At 58.7% G+C, this 17,817-nt stretch carries 17 protein-coding genes; 9 read left to right on the top strand and 8 right to left on the bottom strand.

Going from position 1 to position 17,817, the window contains the following annotated elements; genetic code table 11:
* Window positions 1-162: 162 nt before the first annotated feature.
* Entirely contained in the window at window positions 163-672 is a 510-nt protein-coding gene (locus DSL70_RS03225) for a Fur family transcriptional regulator (protein ID WP_162916305.1), read from the top strand.
* A 243-nt stretch (window positions 673-915) separates the two neighbouring features.
* Window positions 916-2,163 carry a flavodoxin-dependent (E)-4-hydroxy-3-methylbut-2-enyl-diphosphate synthase gene (ispG, locus tag DSL70_RS03230; RefSeq protein WP_119306606.1) on the top strand — a complete coding sequence of 416 codons (1,248 nt, stop codon included), beginning with the start codon at window positions 916-918 and terminating at the stop codon, window positions 2,161-2,163.
* Window positions 2,164-2,284: 121 nt separating this feature from the next.
* On the opposite strand, the gene DSL70_RS03235 is transcribed toward ispG, so the two are convergent.
* The 3 genes from DSL70_RS03235 to DSL70_RS03245 all read right to left on the bottom strand — a co-directional run bounded on the left by DSL70_RS03235 (window position 2,285) and on the right by DSL70_RS03245 (window position 4,801).
* Window positions 2,285-3,208: a polyprenyl synthetase family protein gene (locus tag DSL70_RS03235; protein WP_119306607.1), complete on the bottom strand. Its 924-nt coding sequence runs from the start codon at window positions 3,206-3,208 to the stop codon at window positions 2,285-2,287.
* Between the two features lie 335 nt (window positions 3,209-3,543).
* A complete protein-coding gene (gene ahpD / locus DSL70_RS03240; RefSeq protein WP_119306421.1) occupies window positions 3,544-4,062 on the bottom strand; it encodes an alkylhydroperoxidase, AhpD family in 519 nt (172 codons plus the stop codon).
* 187 nt (window positions 4,063-4,249) lie between these two features.
* Entirely contained in the window at window positions 4,250-4,801 is a 552-nt protein-coding gene (locus DSL70_RS03245) for a peroxiredoxin (RefSeq protein WP_119306422.1), read from the bottom strand.
* 197 nt (window positions 4,802-4,998) lie between these two features.
* Here DSL70_RS03245 and DSL70_RS03250 point away from each other — a divergent pair, with 197 nt between their 5' ends.
* The 4 genes from DSL70_RS03250 (at window position 4,999) to ggt (ending at window position 8,775) form a co-directional block, all read left to right on the top strand.
* Window positions 4,999-5,913, top strand: a complete 915-nt coding sequence (locus DSL70_RS03250) for a hydrogen peroxide-inducible genes activator (RefSeq protein WP_119306423.1) — start codon at window positions 4,999-5,001, stop codon at window positions 5,911-5,913.
* A gap of 290 nt (window positions 5,914-6,203) precedes the next feature.
* A complete protein-coding gene (gene rpmF / locus DSL70_RS03255) occupies window positions 6,204-6,383 on the top strand; it encodes a 50S ribosomal protein L32 (RefSeq protein ID WP_119306424.1) in 180 nt (59 codons plus the stop codon).
* A gap of 325 nt (window positions 6,384-6,708) precedes the next feature.
* On the top strand, window positions 6,709-7,128 hold the full coding sequence (locus tag DSL70_RS03260) for a hypothetical protein (RefSeq protein ID WP_119306425.1): 420 nt from the start codon (window positions 6,709-6,711) through the stop codon (window positions 7,126-7,128).
* 60 nt (window positions 7,129-7,188) lie between these two features.
* Window positions 7,189-8,775: a gamma-glutamyltransferase gene (gene ggt / locus DSL70_RS03265; protein ID WP_119306426.1), complete on the top strand. Its 1,587-nt coding sequence runs from the start codon at window positions 7,189-7,191 to the stop codon at window positions 8,773-8,775.
* Between the two features lie 43 nt (window positions 8,776-8,818).
* Here the strand turns inward: ggt and DSL70_RS03270 are convergent, their stop codons facing one another.
* Window positions 8,819-9,151, bottom strand: a complete 333-nt coding sequence (locus DSL70_RS03270; protein ID WP_162916306.1) for a hypothetical protein — start codon at window positions 9,149-9,151, stop codon at window positions 8,819-8,821.
* Between the two features lie 317 nt (window positions 9,152-9,468).
* Between DSL70_RS03270 and DSL70_RS03275 the strand changes: the two genes are divergently transcribed.
* Window positions 9,469-11,211: an EAL domain-containing protein gene (locus DSL70_RS03275; RefSeq protein WP_119306428.1), complete on the top strand. Its 1,743-nt coding sequence runs from the start codon at window positions 9,469-9,471 to the stop codon at window positions 11,209-11,211.
* 64 nt (window positions 11,212-11,275) lie between these two features.
* On the opposite strand, the gene phaR is transcribed toward DSL70_RS03275, so the two are convergent.
* Complete coding sequence (phaR, locus tag DSL70_RS03280) at window positions 11,276-11,851, bottom strand: polyhydroxyalkanoate synthesis repressor PhaR (RefSeq protein ID WP_119306429.1); 576 nt, start codon at window positions 11,849-11,851, stop codon at window positions 11,276-11,278.
* Window positions 11,852-12,510: 659 nt separating this feature from the next.
* On the opposite strand from phaR, the gene phbB reads away from it, so the two are divergent.
* Together phbB and yddG are read left to right on the top strand one after the other, a co-directional pair.
* Complete coding sequence (phbB, locus tag DSL70_RS03285) at window positions 12,511-13,239, top strand: acetoacetyl-CoA reductase (protein ID WP_119306430.1); 729 nt, start codon at window positions 12,511-12,513, stop codon at window positions 13,237-13,239.
* 145 nt (window positions 13,240-13,384) lie between these two features.
* Window positions 13,385-14,266, top strand: coding sequence for an aromatic amino acid exporter YddG (gene yddG / locus DSL70_RS03290; RefSeq protein ID WP_119306431.1), 882 nt, complete (start codon window positions 13,385-13,387; stop codon window positions 14,264-14,266).
* Window positions 14,267-14,298: 32 nt separating this feature from the next.
* Here the strand turns inward: yddG and DSL70_RS03295 are convergent, their stop codons facing one another.
* The 3 genes from DSL70_RS03295 to amaB all read right to left on the bottom strand — a co-directional run bounded on the left by DSL70_RS03295 (window position 14,299) and on the right by amaB (window position 17,615).
* Window positions 14,299-15,105: a metal ABC transporter permease gene (locus tag DSL70_RS03295; RefSeq protein ID WP_119306432.1), complete on the bottom strand. Its 807-nt coding sequence runs from the start codon at window positions 15,103-15,105 to the stop codon at window positions 14,299-14,301.
* A complete protein-coding gene (locus tag DSL70_RS03300; RefSeq protein WP_119306433.1) occupies window positions 15,095-15,928 on the bottom strand; it encodes an ATP-binding cassette domain-containing protein in 834 nt (277 codons plus the stop codon). The genes DSL70_RS03295 and DSL70_RS03300 overlap by 11 nt, the downstream gene beginning before the upstream one ends.
* A gap of 172 nt (window positions 15,929-16,100) precedes the next feature.
* A complete protein-coding gene (gene amaB, locus DSL70_RS03305; protein ID WP_119306434.1) occupies window positions 16,101-17,615 on the bottom strand; it encodes an L-piperidine-6-carboxylate dehydrogenase in 1,515 nt (504 codons plus the stop codon).
* Between the last annotated feature and the right edge of the window lie 202 nt (window positions 17,616-17,817).

Below are 17,817 nucleotides of genomic sequence, written 5' to 3' on the forward strand. Positions count from 1 at the left end.
AGAGGGGTCGGTTCCGGGATTTCCGCACTTTTGGTGTGGCTTGGGGCATGGTACAGAAGATATGGCCACCGGTTCTCTCGAATCGAGGCAGGGCGGTGGTCAAATGAGCCCGGTGTTTGGTGGGAGAAGCTTTCACCTGCGGGACGAGACGAGGGAACCGCTATGATCGAACTGAGTGCGCATGACCACAGCTTCTGCATTGAACGTGTCCTCAGTGATGCCAAGGCCATCTGTGCGGAAAAGGGTGTGCGTCTGACCGATCAGCGTCAGTCTGTGCTGCGTATTCTGGCGGCAAGCCACGTACCGGCCAGCGCCTATGACATTCTCAATCAGCTCAACAAGGAGCGCAAGGAGAAGGGCGAGGCGATGCTGGCGCCTGTTTCCATCTACCGGGCGCTGGATTTTCTCCTGCAGCACGGCATCATCCACCGGATCGAGAGCCGCAACGCCTATGTTGCCTGTAACGAAAGCCCCAATGGTCACCACAGCCACGATGAGGCGACAATTTTCCTGCTCTGTGACCAGTGTGGCCGGGCGGCTGAGTTTCAGTCGAAAAGCCTTGGCGGGCTGATCGAGACCATCGCGAGCAAGGCCCGCTTCAGCCCCAATGCACCGGTCATGGAAATCCGTGGCCTTTGTGAAGAATGCCAGAAATTGCAAAATGATGCCTGACGGCGGCCGAGGACATGTGAAGGGCTGCCGGTGCTGTCTCACAGCTGCCTGATGCTTGAACTGGTTGGTCGTTGCCGGGTTTGCAATGTGTGCCGTCACCATTCCTTATCTTTGCCATCTTGCGCGCCATAGTGCAATTTGCCATATAAAAGTCAGCTTATCTGTCCCGCCGGTACCAGAGGCCCAGTCGTGGCCCGTCTGGCTCATCCGGAAAAGAGAGGATCCATGTCTCTTCTGTCGCCGATGTCTGTTCAAACGTCTCCGTTTCTGACCGCGCCACTGCCGCGCCGCATGACCCATGCGGTCAAGGTCGGGTCCGTCATCGTTGGTGGCGGACAACCGATCGTGGTGCAGTCCATGACCAATACGGATACGGCCGACGTGGACAGCACGGTGGCCCAGGTGGCCGCCCTTCACCGGGCAGGCTCCGAGCTGGTACGCATCACGGTGGACCGGGACGAGGCGGCAAAGGCCGTGCCCCATATCAAGGAACGCCTGTTGCGGCTTGGCATTGATGTACCACTGGTGGGAGACTTCCACTATATCGGCCACAAGCTGCTGAGCGAAAACCCGGCCTGTGCTGAAGCGCTCGACAAATATCGCATCAATCCGGGCAATGTGGGCTTCAAGGACAAGCGCGACAAGCAGTTTTCGACCCTTATCGAGCTGGCCAACCGCTATGACAAGCCGGTGCGGATCGGGGTCAACTGGGGCTCGCTGGATCAGGAGCTGTTGACCCGTCTGATGGATGAAAACTCGGTGAGCGCAACGCCGCTGCCCGCCCAGCAGGTCATGCATGAGGCGATCATCCAGTCCGCCCTTTTGTCTGCCGAACGGGCCGAAGAGCTGGGCATGGGGGCTGACAAGATCATTCTCTCGGCCAAGGTTTCGCAGGTGCAGGACCTGATTGCCGTCAACACCGAGTTGTCGCGCCGTTCCGATTATGCCTTGCATCTGGGGCTGACCGAGGCGGGCATGGGCACCAAGGGTATCGTGGCCTCGGCTGCGTCCATGGGGTTGGTGTTGCAGCAGGGCATTGGTGATACCATCCGTGTCTCGCTGACGCCGGAGCCGGGCGGCGACCGCACCCGCGAGGTGCAGGTGGCGCAAGAGCTGCTGCAATGCATGGGCTTCCGTTCGTTCATTCCCATCGTCGCTGCCTGCCCGGGTTGTGGCCGCACCACATCGACGGTGTTCCAGGAGCTGGCTCAGGCGATCCAGAATGACATTCGGGAAAATATGCCGGTCTGGCGTGAGAAATACCCCGGCGTCGAGGCGCTCAATGTTGCCGTGATGGGCTGTATCGTCAACGGGCCGGGCGAATCCAAACATGCCGATATTGGCATTTCCCTGCCCGGGACCGGTGAGTCGCCTTCAGCGCCGGTATTTGTGGACGGTGAAAAGGTGGCGACCCTGCGCGGAGCCAATATCGCCGAGGATTTCCACCAGATGGTGCTCGACTATATCGAGAAGCGCTTCGGTCAAGCCTAGGGGGTGAGGCGCTGGCCCCAGTCGCTGGCCCCAGTTGCTGGGCCAAGTTGCTGGTCGAGCCTTTGATCCGGTTTTCACTCTGTTTCTGGTTTCACGCCGAGGCCTGACCCTGTGCGTCTGATCAGCTCTTGCGTTCAGCGATAAAGCGGGCGGTTGCGGCGAGCGTTGCGGCCCGGTGGCCGAACGGGGCGAGCAGGGATTCGGCTTCCTCGATGAGGGTCTTCAGTTCAGCGCGGGTGGCCTCGATGCCGTGCAGGCTGACGAGTGTGGCTTTCTCTGCCTTCTGGTCCTTGCCCGCGGTCTTGCCCAACTGGGCTGAGGTGGCGGTTACATCCAGAAGATCATCTGCCAGCTGGAAGGCAAGGCCGATGATGGTGCCAAAGCGGGTGACCGCTGCGCGTTCCTTGGGGCTGGCCTCGGCCAGCATGGCCCCCGCCTCGCAGGCGAAGCGCAGAAGGGCCCCTGTTTTCATCTGTTCAAGCTGGCGGATTTCTCCCTCGGTGATGCTTTTGCCTTCAGAGGCGATGTCGAGGCACTGGCCTCCGGCCATGCCGCCGATACCGGCATTCTGGGCGAGGCCCCGGACGAGCTCTGCACGAACCTCAGCCTTGTAGTGGGTTTTCTCGTCGGCCATGATGTCGAAGGCGATGGTCAACAGGCTGTCGCCAGCCAGAATGGCCGTCGCTTCGTCAAAGGCCACATGCACCGTCGGCTTGCCGCGACGCAGGTCGTCGTCGTCCATGGCCGGAAGATCGTCATGGATCAGGCTGTAGCTGTGCACGCATTCCAGTGCGCAGGCGGCCCGCAGTACGCCGGGGTGTTCATAACTCAGCAATTTTGCCGTCTCGATCATCAGGAAGGGGCGAATGCGCTTGCCACCGTTCAGCACGCCATGACGCATGGCCGCAAGCAGCCGTGGCGGGCGATATTGCTCGGCACCTCTGGGGTCGTCGGACAGTAGCCGCTCCAGCTTCTGCGCCACCTCTTCGGCACAGGCCTTCAGACGTGTCTCGATCGTTTGCGGCTGTGCTGATGGTGACGACATCATGTGCTGAACCTTCTTGACCCTGTTGAACCACGCCGTCTCGCAGAAGCGAGCACAGGCGGCGGTCTTCTCATGCTATTGAAGCGGTTTTACCCGCTGCGCCATGCGAAAACAATAGTGGTACTGTGTCAACTTCTGTTGAGCTGGCGGAATGGCGTGACAGCCCGCCTGACGAGCCGTCTGGGAGAGCATAGCCCCATATGGCGAGGGCTGAAGGTCGTGCGCGCGGCTGTGCACAGTCAAAATGGTCTAGACATGAACCAGACATGAAAAAGCCCCGACAACGGGCGCGGTTTTCCGTTGTCGGGGCTGCTTGTCTGAGTGCCGATTGGAGATCAGGCGGCTTCCAGAGCAATGGCTGCAGACTGGATGATGGCAGCAAAGCGAATCGCAGTCTGGATCTGTTCGGAGGTCATGCCACCCTGACGCAGCACGGCTTCGTGGGAGTCGATGCACATGCCGCAGCCGTTGATGGCGGAAACGGCGAGGCTCCAGAGCTCGAAGTCGACCTTGTCAACGCCCGGACGGCCGATGAAATTCATGCGCAGCTTGGCCTGCAGGGAGGCATATTCCTTGTTGGAAGCCAGATGAACGAAACGGTAGTAGACGTTGTTCATGCCCATCATGGTGGCCGCGCCCTTGGCTGCTGTCATGGCTTCGGCGGAAAGCTTGTCGGCGGCTTCCGCGATGAAGGCTTCGCGGATGACCGGGTTGCGTGTGGCAATGGCGCAGGCGACCATCAGGCCGTATTTCTGCTGTTCGGAGAGGCTTTCGTCACCAGCGATGTTGGACAGGTTCAGTTTCACGTCCTTGGCAAATTCTGGCATCTGGGATTTGAGGCTGTCGATGGTCATTGCAATTGTCTTTCTGACTGAGGGTCGCTGTGGTCAGTTATCGGATCAGACAGCTTCGTCCCCGCGCCAGGTGCCATCGTCCAATGGCCGTCGCTGGTGGCTGTCTGTGGGCTGTGAAAGTGAGAGGGCCTGTCGGCAGGAAAGGGTGGGAGGGCCCGAAGGCCCGCCCGGAAATGCGTCCGGCCAATTAGCCGACCAGTGTTGCACCGCCGATTTCGCGGTTGCATGGGCACAGTTCGTCTGTCTGCAGTGCATCGAGAACACGCAGGGTGTCTTTCGGGTTGCGGCCAACGTTGAGGTTGGTTGCATAGACGTGCTGGATGGTGTTGTCCGGATCGACAACATAGGTGTAGCGGTAGGCTACGCCGTCCGGATGGCGGATGCCAAGGCCGTCGACCAGATCACCGCGGGTGTCGGCAAAGCTCCAGATCGGCAGCTTGTTGAGATCCGGATGATCGCGGCGCCATGCGAGCTTGACGAATTCGTTGTCGGTGGAACCGCCCATGACGACAGCGTCACGGTCTTCGAATTCTCCGTTCAGACGAGCGAATTCAGCGATTTCGGTCGGGCAGACAAAGGTGAAGTCTTTCGGGTAGAAGAAGATCACCTTCCATTTGCCTTCAAAGCTCTTTTCGGTAAGGGTTTCGAAGGCTTCCACGCCGTCTTCTACGATTTCGTTAAAGCCGGGCTTTACGCCGGTTACGGAAAATTCAGGAAGTTTATCACCAATGCCAAGCATGTTGTCTCTCCAATGTTTGGACCTCATGGGAGGAAGCCCAGTTTAGAATTATTCAAATTTCGTGAGCCCTTTGAACCATATTTTGGATAGAGGTGCAAACATCAAATTTCGAATTTGCCAATCGATTTTTTCGATCATAGTATATAAACGTATGCAATTTTCTCGAACTGGGGAACCGTCCTGCGCGGCCTGACACAATGACCATCCGGCCAACTCTTAGACAACTGCAGTATCTGTGCACTCTGGCTGAAAAGAAGTCCTTCCGTGAGGCGGCAAAGGCCTGCCTTGTTTCCCAATCCACGTTGAGTGCAGGGATCCGGCAACTGGAAGAGATTCTTCAGGTGACTGTTGTGGACAGGGAGAGCGACCGCTTTCGCCTGACCGTGCTCGGAAGCGAAATTCTTGAACGGGCGCAAGGACTTCTCAGGGACACCGATGACCTGATGGCTGTCGCCCAGCGCCACAACAGTCCGCTGGCTGGCCGTTTGCGCCTTGGGGTGATACCCTCGATCGGTCCCTTTCTTTTGCCCCGTGCCCTGCCGGGGCTGCGCAAGGATTTCCCCGAGCTCAAGCTCTATCTGCGCGAGGCATTGTCCCGCCAGTTGCTGGAGGATGTGAGGGCCGGTCGTCTGGATGCGGCGGTGCTGGCTCTGCCTTATCCGATCGAGGATTTTTCCAGCCTGAGCCTTGGCTATGATGGCTTTCGCGTCGCTTTGCCGCAGGACCATCCACTGGCTGCCCATGAAACTGTCTCGTCAGCGGCACTGCAGGATGAGGCGCTCATTCTGCTTGAAGACGGTCACTGCATTCGGGACCACATCCTCTCCTGTCTGGATCTGAGCAATGCAGCCCGGCGGTCGCGTGAGAGCGGGGCGGAGCATATCGAGGCAACCAGCCTCATTACCATCGTACAGATGGTCGCGAATGGCCTTGGTGTGACGCTGTTGCCCGAGATCGCCCTGCAGACCGGGCTTGTCGACGGGCTCGACATTGCTCTCCGTCCGTTGGCGGAACAGCCCGCCGAGCGGGAACTGGCCATCATCTGGCGCAAGAAGTCTGCCTTCGAACCCAACATCCGCCTGCTGGCCGCCCATCTGGCTGGTTTTGTGTGAAAGGAGGGGGGCGTTTTTACCAGCTCGCTTATCTGCACCTGATGGTGGCTGAGTGATGGTTGAGAGCGATTCTCGTGAAAAGGGGGTTGAATTTTCAACCGGTTGGGATAAGAAAAGTGGCAAGTGACGCAGTTTGATCAAAGAATCTCGTAAAAGCGGTCTTTTTTTGAAAGATTGCTCTGGTCAAGTGCGTTCCGGTTCTGTATAAGGCCCCCAATCTCTTACAGTAGAGTTGTACCCGCGAACGGGGCTTCCCCGATCTGCGGTTTATTGACGACGGAGTTTTGACCATGGCTGTGCCAAAAAGTAAAGTGACCCGTATGAAGCGTGGCTTCCGCCGCTCTGCGGACGCGCTCAAGCAGTCGGTCTATGTCGAAGACAAGGATTCTGGCGAACTGCGCCGTCCTCATCATATCGACCTGAAGACCGGCATGTATCGTGGTCGTCAGATTCTGGAGCCGAAAGACTAAGCCTTCACGGGCTGGTTTCTTCGCTTCATGACGATGAAATTTAAGAAAAGGTCGGACTTCGTCCGGCCTTTTTTTATGCGCATTTTCTGTGAAGGAGACGGGTTTTTTGCGTTGGCAAATCGGCACGCATGTCCGAAGATGACCCCGTTTCAAAATCTGGTCACAAGCCAAATCTATTGTCTGTCCGGCTACCTGAAGCCTGATCTGCTCACTTGATATTCAAAAGGCGACTGTCGGGCGGGCCTTGCTGTGGTCTTTGAGACCGGCGGCCTCTAGCCAGGTGAAATGTCTGCGCACCAAGCGCCTAGCCGCAGGGAGAACCGAAATGCTGTTCAATATTCCGCTCTTGATTGCGCCTCTGGCTGTCTACAATTTCTTTGCCTTCGGGCTGCTTGGTGGCTCGCTTGGTGACCCGTGGAGCGTGCCGATCATTACCATCGAGATGATATCGTCGGCCCGCTGGACCCTGACGCTGGGGGATGTGATGATTGTTGCAGCGCTGGTGCTGCTGTTCATCGAGATTCTCAAGGCGACCCGGACCGGGATCAACTCGATTGTCGATCACATCCTCTCCACCTTGCTGTTTATCGTCTATCTGGTCGAGTTCCTCTTGGTGCGGGAGACGGCGACGTCTGTGTTCTTCATCCTGATGGTCATTTCGCTGGTGGACGTGATTGCCGGATATTCGGTGACCATCAGCGGCGCGCGCCGCGACGTGACCTTCGGGCCGGGCACTCACGTCTGATCTTCCTGAACGCGGCAGCGCCATTCCATCATGGGCAAACAAACGGCAAGGAGACGTTCCATGCGCAATTTCCAGTTTCCGGGACGCTCTCCGGTCTATGCTGAACAGGGCGCTTGCGCCACGTCTCATCCGATTGCCAGCGCGGTGGCGCTTTCCATCCTCAAGCAGGGGGGCAATGCGGTCGATGCTGCGGTGGCCGCCAGCGCTGTGCTCGGTGTCGTCGAGCCGCACATGACCGGGATCGGCGGAGACTGTTTTACCATTGTCGCCGAGGCGGATGGACAGATCTTTGGCTACAACGGCTCCGGGCGGGCGGCGGCCGCCGCCAGGACCGAGTGGTTTCTTGAGCGTGGCATCACCCAAATTGCCGATGACAGCATCCATGCGGTGACGGTGCCGGGGGCTCTCAAATGCTGGGAGCATCTGGTCAGCACTCATGGACGGCTGGGGTTCGATGCGGTTCTGGCACCGGCTATCGATTATGCCCGACGTGGCGTGCTGACGACGCCGCGTGTGGCAACGGACTGGGCCGAACTCGCGGCGGATCTGCTGAAGGATCCGGGGGCCTGCCGTCACTATCTCATCGATGGCAGGGCACCCCGGGTTGGCGAGCGCTATTCCCTGCCGGCGCTGGGCGAGACCCTGCGCAAGGTTGCCGAAGGGGGGACGGATGCTTTCTACAAGGGAGAGATCGCGGCTGAAATTGCCAGTCTTGTCCAGAGTTATGGTGGTTTGCTGACCGAGGCGGATCTGGCTGGTGTCAGTTGTGATCCGGTAACGCCGGTGTTTGCATCCTATCGCGGGGTCAAGGTGGCGGAGCTGCCGCCAAACGGACAAGGGATCACGGCGCTTACGCTGTTGAAGATCCTCGAGCAATTCGACATGGCGGCGCTCGATCCGCATGGGGCCGAACGCCATCACCTGCAACTGGAGGCCGGGCGGCTGGCCTATGCCATGCGCGATGCCCATATTGCCTCGCCGGAGCATATGCAGGTCGACGTGGAGACCCTGGTGTCGGCGGCCTATGCCAGAAATCTGGCCGGCAGCATCTCGCCGGACAGGCGCAATGCGGCGTTGCCATCGGTTGTTCCGTCCCAATCTGACACAGTTTACTTAACAGTTGCCGACAGCGAAGGGCGGGCTGTTTCCTTTATCAACTCGGTCTATTGCGGCTTTGGTGCCCAGATCTGCACCGATAGGAGCGGGGTCTTGTTGCAGAACCGTGGAGCCTGTTTTGTGGTCGATCCTAGCCATCCCAACTGCATTGATGGCGGCAAGCGACCGCTGCACACCATCATTCCTGCCATGGCCATGAAGGATGGCAAGGTGTGGCTGTCGTTCGGCGTGATGGGAGGGGCCTATCAGGCGCAGGGCCACGCGCAGGTCATCGTCAACATGGTTGACTATGGCATGGACCCACAGGAGGCGCTCGATTGCGAGCGGCTGTTCTGGAATGAGGACGGGCAGATCGCTGCCGAACTGGGGCTGTCGGATCAGGCCTATGCGTCGCTGGCTGCCAAAGGGCATGTCATGCAACGGGCAAGAATGCCGCATGGCGGTGGTCAAGTGATTGAAATCATACGGGATGGCGGGGGCTATTGCGCGGCTTCCGATTCGCGCAAGGACGGGCTGGCTATCGGCTATTGAGCCTGCGCCAGCTGTGCCATTTCTACACAGGCCTTGATGAGCCTCATACCACGCTTCTCTGAACCGGCATGTCGGCAACGGCCTGTGGGCGACGGCGGGCCTGCCCATAGGCACGGGCTGCTTCGCGTGCGTTGCGCACGGCGCTGTAGCGACGCGGTATGCGATTGAACTCGCTGCTCAGGATCTGGGCCTGAATGTAGGCCTGCTGACTGGCTGCATATTGCAGGGCAGCGGGAACCGGGGCTGCGACGACTTGTGTTTCTGGCACATTTTCTATCCGCTGGGCCTGATCGCGCCCGTCGGTCAAAAGCAACTGGAAACGTGGCGTGGAACCCGCGGGACTGTAGTGTGCCGGTACGACTTTCAAGCCAGACATGATCGATGCCTTCCCTGTAATTGTCTCGTTTTGAGACAAAATTTTTGTTTTTTCTGTCTTACAGGGGAATTTTTGCAAGAAGCGGGCCAGTCGTTAAGACTCTGTTAAGAATTTGGGCGCGGTGGATGGCTTGCTTTGATGGCGTCAAGTTTGGCAAAAATTAACCATGTTGGCGCCAAACTGCGTCTGGGGCTTTCTGTTCGATTCCCGATGTGCTTGTCTCAGGCCGGGATGGACGGAACTGGTGGGATTCACTTACGAAGCAATGGCATGTCTGACGCGCTGTCAGTCATGAACAGGCAGAGAGGCTGTGCGGGTTGGAAACGTCATCTTCCCGATCGAAACCGGACATCAAGGCACGGGACATTCTGACGTCCATCGGCGAGGTGGTGTATGAATGGCAGGCGGCGACAGACCGTTTGCGCTGGAGCAACAATGCGTTTGACGTCCTCAAGACCGATATCCTCTCCGTTTTCCCCAATGGCAAGTCCTATACAGATCTGATCACCCCGGACACGTTGACCGGGCGCTACAAGGCCATTTTCGGCTCGGGCAAGAGCGACGACGGGCAGGGGGTGCCATTCGAGTGCATTTATTGTCTGGCGCCTCTGGGCTTTGAAAATGAGCTGCGCCTGTGGGTTGAGGAAAGCGGGCGCTGGTTTTCCGACGCCATGGGGCGGGCCGAACGGGTGCATGGCATCATCCGGGTGGTCGATGAACAGCAGCTCCGGGAGCAGCGGCTGCGCTTTCTTTCGCAGTTCGATGCCCTGACAGGGCTGTTCAACCGCTCGGTCTTTCTGGATCAGCTGTTGCAGACGATCGAGCAATGCCGGGATAAGGGCAAGGACGCCTGTTTCCTGATTGCCCATATCGACAATTTCCGTGTCGTCAACGAGGCCTATGGCTTCGAGGTGGCCGATCAGGTGATCTGCGAAGTGGCGCGGCGGATTTCGCGGCGCCTGCGCGATGGCGATCTGGTGGGGCGGATCTCCGGCACCAAGTTCGGCATTCTGATCAACCATTGCACCGAAAAGGAAATGACGGCGGCCGCGGAGCGTTTTCTCGATGCGGCGCGCGAGGAACTGATCATCACCGACGCAGGACCGGTGCATGTGACCCTGACGATGGGTGGTGTGCATCTGGGTGAGGCTGTTTCGGATCTGAGGCAGGCTGAGATCTGTGCGCTGGACGCGCTCGACCGGGCCAAGAGCCATTGCCGAGGCACCTTCCGGTCTTTCCACGCCAAGCCGTTTGCACTGGAAGAACGCCAGAAGAAAATCCAGATGGCCGATGAGGTGATCACGGCGCTCAACGAGCGACGGATCGAGCTGGCCTTCCAGCCGGTTGTCGAGGCCAAGACAGGTGCTGTTGCCTTCCATGAGGCGCTGGTGCGGGTGGAAGGGCGCGACGGTGAGACCATTCCTGCCAACAGTTTTGTTGAATTTGCCGAAACGCTCGGGCTTGCGGGGATGTTGGATCATCGGGTGCTGGAAATGGCGCTTGATCTGCTGTTTACCCATGAGCAGGCCCGGCTGTCGATCAATGTGTCCCCTGATGTCGGAGCCGACCGGGAATGGATCAACTATCTGACCGCCCGGCTGGTCAGCAACCCGGATGTGGCACGGCGGCTGGTCGTCGAGATTTCCGAGCGGGCCACCCTCGACAATCAGGAAACCGCAGAGCAGTTCGTCAGGGCGGTCAAGGAACTCGGCGTCAAGGTTGCCATTGATGACTTCGGCGCGGGATATACTTCATTCCAAAATCTGCAGAAGCTGGGGGCCGACATGGTCAAAATCGCCGGCTCGCTGATGCATGACATTGCTGAGAATGCCCAGAATCGTGCCATCGTGCGGATGTTTGCCGAGCTGGCGGACGAGCTGGGTTTCGAGGTGGTGGCCAAATGGGTGGTCAGCGCCGAGGTTGCCGATCTGTTGAAACCCCTGAAGATTTCCTATCTACAGGGCTTCCATTTTGGCGAACCGGTCAAGGACTTGCCCTGGCTACACGACGGATCACAGGCCAACAGCAAGAGAAAACCTGATTTTCCCACCAGCAACTAGATTGGCGTGACATTCGGACCGGGCAGGGCATTGTTGCCAGCCCTGTCCCCGAAAGCTTGTGTCTTCAGTTGCCGTTGCTGCGGTTGACCAGCTCGGAAATGGCTTTCTGCATGTCGGCAATCTGGTCTTTCAGCACTTCCAGTTCGCTCGGCTTGGCCGGTTCCGGCTCCTTCTTGCGCTTGGGGGGAGGCGAGCCGAAGGGCATGAACATCTTCATGGCGTTTTCAAAGATTTCGGAGTTGCGCCGGACCTGTTCTTCCATGGCTTCCATGGCCGAATCACCGAAGGACTCGGCCATCTTCTTGCGCAGGTTTTCCTGATCCTTGGCGAGATTCTGCATGGTGAAGTCAAGGTAGCTCGGCACCAGATTCTGCATGGAATCGCCATAGAAACGGATGAGCTGTCTGAGGAAGGCGATGGGCAGCAGGTTCTGCCCCTTGTTCTCATGTTCGAAAATGATTTGCGTCAGGACGGAGCGGGTGATGTCCTCGCCGCTCTTGGCGTCATAGACCACGAAATCCTCTTCTGCCTTGACCATCTCCGAGAGGTCTTCCAGCGTCACATAGGTGCTGGTGCCGGTGTTGTACAATCTGCGGTTCGCATATTTCTTGATGACAGTTTGATCCGCTTGTTTTGTCATGGTTACAAGGCCTCGTATAAATGAGCATAGTTGCAGTCGGGCCAGAGCTGTTGCTGCTGGAACGCTGTTTGCTGTTGGCTATAACTTACTGGGTTCATGCTGCATTGCCAAGAGCTTGCTACCTATCCTTTTAGCAAGTGCAAAAGATTGCTCTGGCTAGTAATAAGGCCAGTATTAAGGCAAGTCTAATTTATAGGTCTTTCAGATTAGGCCCATGGCTTAATTGACTCCCTGCCTATTTCTAAACGATTTTCAGTGAACCAAATTCTTGTCGGGATCTGGCTTCAATAGCAATTTTGTTGCGCTGCAATAAGGGCCGGGGCGCCAATTCCGGTTCTGCGCTGCAAAATAGTTGGCGGGTGATACGGTCCGGGGGCAGAAGGCAAACGAGACCTTCCCCGCTCCGTCTGTTCGCAAGAAATTGACATCGTTGCAACGGGGTTTGTGCCGGCACGTGGATAACCATGCTGCCGAGGTGGACCAGAATGGACAGTAGAATGGCCGGGCAGCTTTCTGTGACCACAGAAGAACAACATGGGACAGACCTGCTGCTCTGCTCAGGGTGACATCTGGTCACCGGCAAATGAGATCCGAGGTGGAGGAACCGGTCCGATCCAGAGAGGGGGACGGACATCGGTTTTATAGAGGGGAGAGAGAGCATGTCCAAGGTTGCAGTCGTAACGGGCGGGACAAGAGGAATAGGCGAGGCAATCTGCATCGCCCTGAAGGAGGCTGGTTTCTTTGTTGCTGCCAACTATGGTGGCAATGACGAAAGTGCGCGGGCTTTCACCGAACGCACCGGCATCAAGGCCTACAAGTGGGATGTCGGCAATTTCGAGGCCTGTCAGGCTGGCCTCAAGCAGGTCGAGCAGGATCTGGGGATCATCGACATCGTGGTCAACAACGCCGGTATCACGCGGGACAGCATGCTGCACAAGATGGAGCTGGACCAGTGGCACGAGGTCATCAATGTCAACCTCAACTCGATGTATTACATGACCAAGCCAATCATCGACGAGATGCGGGCACGGGGCCATGGGCGGATCATCAATATCTCGTCGATCAATGGTCAGAAGGGGCAGATGGGCCAGACCAACTATTCGGCGGCCAAGGCCGGGGTCATCGGCTTCACCAAGGCGCTGGCCCAGGAAGTGGCCCGCAAGGGGATTACGGTCAACTGCATCTGCCCGGGCTACATCGATACGGACATGGTGTCTGCGGTGCCGGAAAAGGTGCTGGAGAGCATTGTGGCCAACATCCCGGTCGGTCGGCTGGGGCAGGCTGAAGAAATTGCAGCCATGGTTGCCTTCCTGGCATCCGAGCAGGCGGCCTTCATTACCGGCTCGGTGATGACGATCAACGGCGGTCAGTATATCGCGAATGGCTAAATTTTAGCCATTGCCTAAAAATCGTTTGATAACAAGCTGCAGGAGCTTTTCTTCTGCAGCATTTTTGTTTTTGCTGTGGCGTTCGCCAAGGGAACAAGCCAAAACGGCGTCTCGCCAACACGACTTCAAGCATATCGGAGCTTTCATGTCCCCCCGCCTCATTGCAACGTTGATCGGCTTTTCCGCCATCCTGATGTGGTCGCTTCTTGCTGTCTTCACGGTGTGGAGCGGAACGGTGCCGCCGTTCCAGCTGACCGCCCTGTCGTTTGTGGTCGGCGGACTGGTGGGGCTTTTGAGCTGGATCCGTCGCCCCGGAGCTATCCGGGCGCTGCGGCAGCCGTGGCCGGTCTGGTGCCTGGGGGTGCTGGGTATTTTCGGCTACCATGCCGCCTATTACTTTGCCCTGCGCATGGCACCGCCAGTGGAGGCGGGTCTGGTGAACTATCTCTGGCCGCTGCTGATTGTGGTCTTTTCATCATTCCTGCCCGGGGAGCGGCTGCGCTGGTTCCACGCCGGGGGCGCGCTGCTCGGTCTGGCCGGTGCAGTGCTGGTGGTCTCCAAGGGGCGGTCGATTTCGATTGAGCCGCAATACCTCACCGGCTATGCCGCCGCGCTGTTTGCCGCGCTGGTGTGGTCGAGCTATTCGGTGCTGTCGCGGCGCTTTGCCAATGTGCCGACCGACATTGTCGTCGGCTTCTGCTTTGTCGCTGCGGCTTTGAGTGGTGTGGCGCATCTGCTGTTCGAGACGACGGTCTGGCCGGATACGCCGCTGCAATGGCTGGCGACCATCGGGTTGGGGCTTGGGCCAGCGGGCGGAGCCTTCTATGTCTGGGACTATGGTGTCAAGCATGGTGACATTCAGGTGCTGGGGGCGTCAGCCTATGCTGCTCCGCTGCTCTCCACGGGGCTGCTGATCCTTGCCGGTATCTCCGATTTCACCGTGATCATCGGCGCGGCAGCGCTGCTGATCACCTGTGGTGCCGTGCTGGCCTCCAAGGACATGCTGTTCGGCGGCAAGAAAGGCTGATCGGCTCCCCGGCTGACCGGGGAGCGCATGGCTCATCGCGTGCGCAGGGCGCGTGCCAGTGGGGCCACTGCCAGCGACAGCAGGAACAGCAGAAATGCCCCCAGAACGATGGACGGGCCAGGGTTTGAATCCCACAGCAGCGACATGTTCAGCCCCAGAATGGCCGCAAGACAGGCCATGAAGGCCGCCAGAATGGCCATAGCTTCCGGGCTGCGGGCAAACTGTCTGGCGCTGGCGGCCGGGATGATCAGCAGCGATGTGATGAGCAGGGCGCCAATCAGCTTCATGGCCACTGCGATGACCAGTGCAATCAAGAGGATGAACACCAGATTGGCCCGCCGTGTCGGCAGGCCCTCGGCCGATGCAATGTCGTTGCTGACGGTGGCGGCCAGCAGGCTCTGCCAGTGCAGCAGCAACAGGCCAAGCACGACAACGCCGCCGCCCCAGATAAGCGCCAGATCGCCGCGGGTGATTGACAGGATGTCGCCGAACAGCAGGGTCATGACATCGACCCGCAGCCATGCCATGAAGCCGAGTGAAATGAGACCGATGGACAGGGAGGCGTGGGAAAGGATGCCGAGCAGGGTATCGCTTGACAGCCGGTCCAGCTTTTCAAGGCCGTAGAGCGCCAGCGCAATGGCGATGGAAATGGCAAATACCCCCCAGAAGGGCAGCAGGTCCATCATCAGGCTGAGCGCGATGCCAAGCAGAGCTGCGTGAGACATGGTTTCGCCGAAATAGGCCATGCGGCGCCAGACGATGAAGCAGCCAAGCGGGCCTGACACCAGGGCAATGCCGATGCCGCCGAGCAGGGCGCGCATGAAAAAGTCATCGAGCATGGTGGTGTCCTTCGTGATCTTCGTGATGGTGATGATCAGCGGTGCAGCTATGGGGCTCCCCGCCTGCAGTGGCTGCGAGAGGCGCTGACTCTTCTTGGTCGACATCATGGAAATGGCCGTGCCGGTGGCCGTAAGGAGCCATCGTCTGCAGGCCGCGCGTGCCGAACAGGCGCTGATAGTCAGGGCTTTGCTCGACGACGGTCGGCTGTCCGGAGCAGCACACATGGGTGTTGAGGCAGATGACCCGGTTGGAGGCGCGCATCACCATATGCAGGTCATGGGAGACCAGCAGGATGCCGCAGTTGTATTTGTTGCGGATGGTTTCGATGAGCTGGTAGAGGGCGATCTCGCCCAGATAGTCCACGCCCTGCACCGGTTCGTCGAGCACCATCAGCTCGGGTTTGCGGATGATGGCGCGGGCCAGCAGCACGCGCTGCATCTCGCCGCCGGAAAGGGAGTGGATATTGTCGTTGATCTTGTGCGCCACACCGGTTTCACCGAGAGCGGCGATGATCCGGTCGTGGGAATAGCGGCCGGTCAGTTGCATCAGCCGCTTGACTGTCAGGGGCAGGGTCCTGTCGATGACCAGCTTTTGCGGCACATAGCCCAGATTGAGCTTTTTCTTGCGCTTGACGGTTCCGGAGGCGATCGGCAGCAGCCCCAGAAGGGCCTTCAGCAGGGTCGTCTTGCCACCGCCGTTGGGGCCGATGATCGTTACAATTTCATTTGCACTCACCGAAACGGAGACGTTGTCCAGCAAGGTCTTGCCGTCAGCGCGGACCGATATGTCGGTTCCAGCGAGTAGGGGGTCGGAATGAGTCACGAGCGTTCAATCTTGACTGATAATGGGTCGATGCGGGGATGTTACATTATAACATATAATGCAAAGTGCAAGCGTTGCGAGACACATAACACAAAAAAGGGCCGCGAGCGGCCCTTTTCTGGTATTCCTGATATTGGCTTGCGGCAATGGGGTAGCCGCAGGTTTTCAACGATCAGACGTCGAAGGAAACACCCTGTGCCAGCGGCAGCGCCGTGGAGTAGTTGACGGTGTTGGTTGCACGACGCATATAGCCTTTCCATGCGTCGGAGCCGGATTCGCGGCCACCGCCGGTTTCCTTTTCGCCGCCGAAGGCGCCGCCGATTTCAGCGCCGGACGGCCCGATGTTGACGTTGCAGATGCCGCAATCGGATCCAGCTGCGCTCATGAACAGTTCGGCTTCGCGCATATTCAGTGTGAAGATGCAGGAAGACAGGCCTTGCGGCACTTCGTTGTGCAGCTTGATGGCTTCCTCGAAGGTCTTGTAGGTCATGACATAGAGGATCGGGGCAAAGGTTTCGGTCTTGACCACATCGCTCTGACCCGGCATTTCGGCAATGGCCGGACGGACATAGAAGCCGCCATCAAAGCCGTCGACTGCTACGCGTTCGCCGCCGGTGACGGAGCCGCCCTGTGCCTTGGCCTTGGAGAGGGCATCCTGCATCATCGTGAAGGCGGCTTCATCAATCAACGGACCAACCAGCGTGCCAGCTTCCAGCGGGGTGCCGACTGGCAGGGTGCCATAGGCCTTTTTCAACTGCGGGACCAGCTTGTCGACAATGCTCTCATGGACGATGAGACGGCGCAGCGAGGTGCAGCGCTGACCGGCGGTGCCAACAGCAGAGAAGCAGATGGCGCGAACGGCCATGTCAAGGTCGGCGCTTGGTGCCACGACCATGGCATTGTTGCCGCCCAGTTCCAGAATGGAGCGACCGAAACGGGCTGCAACGCGCGGGCCCACTGCCTTGCCCATGCGGGTGGAGCCGGTGGCCGAGATGATCGGTACGAGCGGATTGTCGACCAGCGCCTCACCGGTGGCCGGGCCGCCAATGATAACCTGGCTGAGGTTGGCCGGAGCGGCCTCGAAGCTGTCGGTGACGCTCTTCAGGATCGCTTCGCAGGCAAGGGCCGTCAGCGGGGTTTTCTCGGATGGTTTCCAGATCACGCTGTCGCCGCAGACAAGGGCCAGACATGTGTTCCAGGACCAGACGGCTACCGGGAAGTTGAAGGCGGAGATGACGCCGCAGACGCCCATCGGGTGCCAGGTTTCCATCATCCGGTGGCCGGGGCGTTCAGACGCGATGGTCTTGCCATAGAGCATACGGGACTGACCAACGGCGAAATCGCAGATGTCGATCATTTCCTGCACTTCGCCAAGGCCCTCGGAGAGGATCTTGCCAGCTTCGATGGAAACCAGACGGCCAAGGGCTTCCTTGTGCTTGCGCAGCTCGACACCCAACAGGCGCACCAGTTCGCCGCGGACCGGAGCCGGAACCGTGCGCCATGTGAGGAAAGCCGCATGGGCGGCGTCAACGGCCTTGTTCATGTCTTCGGCGGTCTGCTCGGCAACGGAGCCGATGACCGACCCGTCAATCGGGCTGGTGACCGTGATGGAACCGGCGAGTTTGGCGGTATCGACGCCCATGGCGTCAAGCAGGGTTTTTGCTTCTGCAGCAAGAGATGAGCTCATCTAGGGATCTCCGGGAGGTAGGGGTTCAGGTGGTTCAGCGGTGGGAGGAAAACTGTCCACCTTTAAAATGTTGATTTTGTTGATGAAAATTTGTATGTCGGCTATGAGTATAATGAGCCAGATGCTATAGAAACAGAGGGGTATCAGGGCTGTTGTGGCAAATTGACAGTTTTGTCGGGCAAGTTGCTGGAAATTTTGGGGA

Source organism: Cohaesibacter haloalkalitolerans (genome assembly GCF_003574655.1).
In the GTDB taxonomy this organism is placed as follows: domain Bacteria; phylum Pseudomonadota; class Alphaproteobacteria; order Rhizobiales; family Cohaesibacteraceae; genus Cohaesibacter; species Cohaesibacter haloalkalitolerans.

What these genes read in the sequence shown, in the direction of transcription:
- ispG (WP_119306606.1), top strand. Translation starts at nt 916, where the DNA reads ATGTCTGTTCAAACGTCTCCGTTTCTGACCGCGCCACTGCCGCGCCGC.
- ggt (WP_119306426.1), top strand. Translation starts at nt 7,189, where the DNA reads ATGCGCAATTTCCAGTTTCCGGGACGCTCTCCGGTCTATGCTGAACAG.
- phbB (WP_119306430.1), top strand. Translation starts at nt 12,511, where the DNA reads ATGTCCAAGGTTGCAGTCGTAACGGGCGGGACAAGAGGAATAGGCGAG.
- DSL70_RS03250 (WP_119306423.1), top strand. Translation starts at nt 4,999, where the DNA reads ATGACCATCCGGCCAACTCTTAGACAACTGCAGTATCTGTGCACTCTG.
- DSL70_RS03260 (WP_119306425.1), top strand. Translation starts at nt 6,709, where the DNA reads ATGCTGTTCAATATTCCGCTCTTGATTGCGCCTCTGGCTGTCTACAAT.
- yddG (WP_119306431.1), top strand. Translation starts at nt 13,385, where the DNA reads ATGTCCCCCCGCCTCATTGCAACGTTGATCGGCTTTTCCGCCATCCTG.
- phaR (WP_119306429.1), bottom strand. Translation starts at nt 11,851, where the DNA reads ATGACAAAACAAGCGGATCAAACTGTCATCAAGAAATATGCGAACCGC.
- DSL70_RS03235 (WP_119306607.1), bottom strand. Translation starts at nt 3,208, where the DNA reads ATGTCGTCACCATCAGCACAGCCGCAAACGATCGAGACACGTCTGAAG.
- DSL70_RS03245 (WP_119306422.1), bottom strand. Translation starts at nt 4,801, where the DNA reads ATGCTTGGCATTGGTGATAAACTTCCTGAATTTTCCGTAACCGGCGTA.
- DSL70_RS03270 (WP_162916306.1), bottom strand. Translation starts at nt 9,151, where the DNA reads ATGTCTGGCTTGAAAGTCGTACCGGCACACTACAGTCCCGCGGGTTCC.
- amaB (WP_119306434.1), bottom strand. Translation starts at nt 17,615, where the DNA reads ATGAGCTCATCTCTTGCTGCAGAAGCAAAAACCCTGCTTGACGCCATG.
- rpmF (WP_119306424.1), top strand. Translation starts at nt 6,204, where the DNA reads ATGGCTGTGCCAAAAAGTAAAGTGACCCGTATGAAGCGTGGCTTCCGC.
- DSL70_RS03225 (WP_162916305.1), top strand. Translation starts at nt 163, where the DNA reads ATGATCGAACTGAGTGCGCATGACCACAGCTTCTGCATTGAACGTGTC.
- DSL70_RS03295 (WP_119306432.1), bottom strand. Translation starts at nt 15,105, where the DNA reads ATGCTCGATGACTTTTTCATGCGCGCCCTGCTCGGCGGCATCGGCATT.
- ahpD (WP_119306421.1), bottom strand. Translation starts at nt 4,062, where the DNA reads ATGACCATCGACAGCCTCAAATCCCAGATGCCAGAATTTGCCAAGGAC.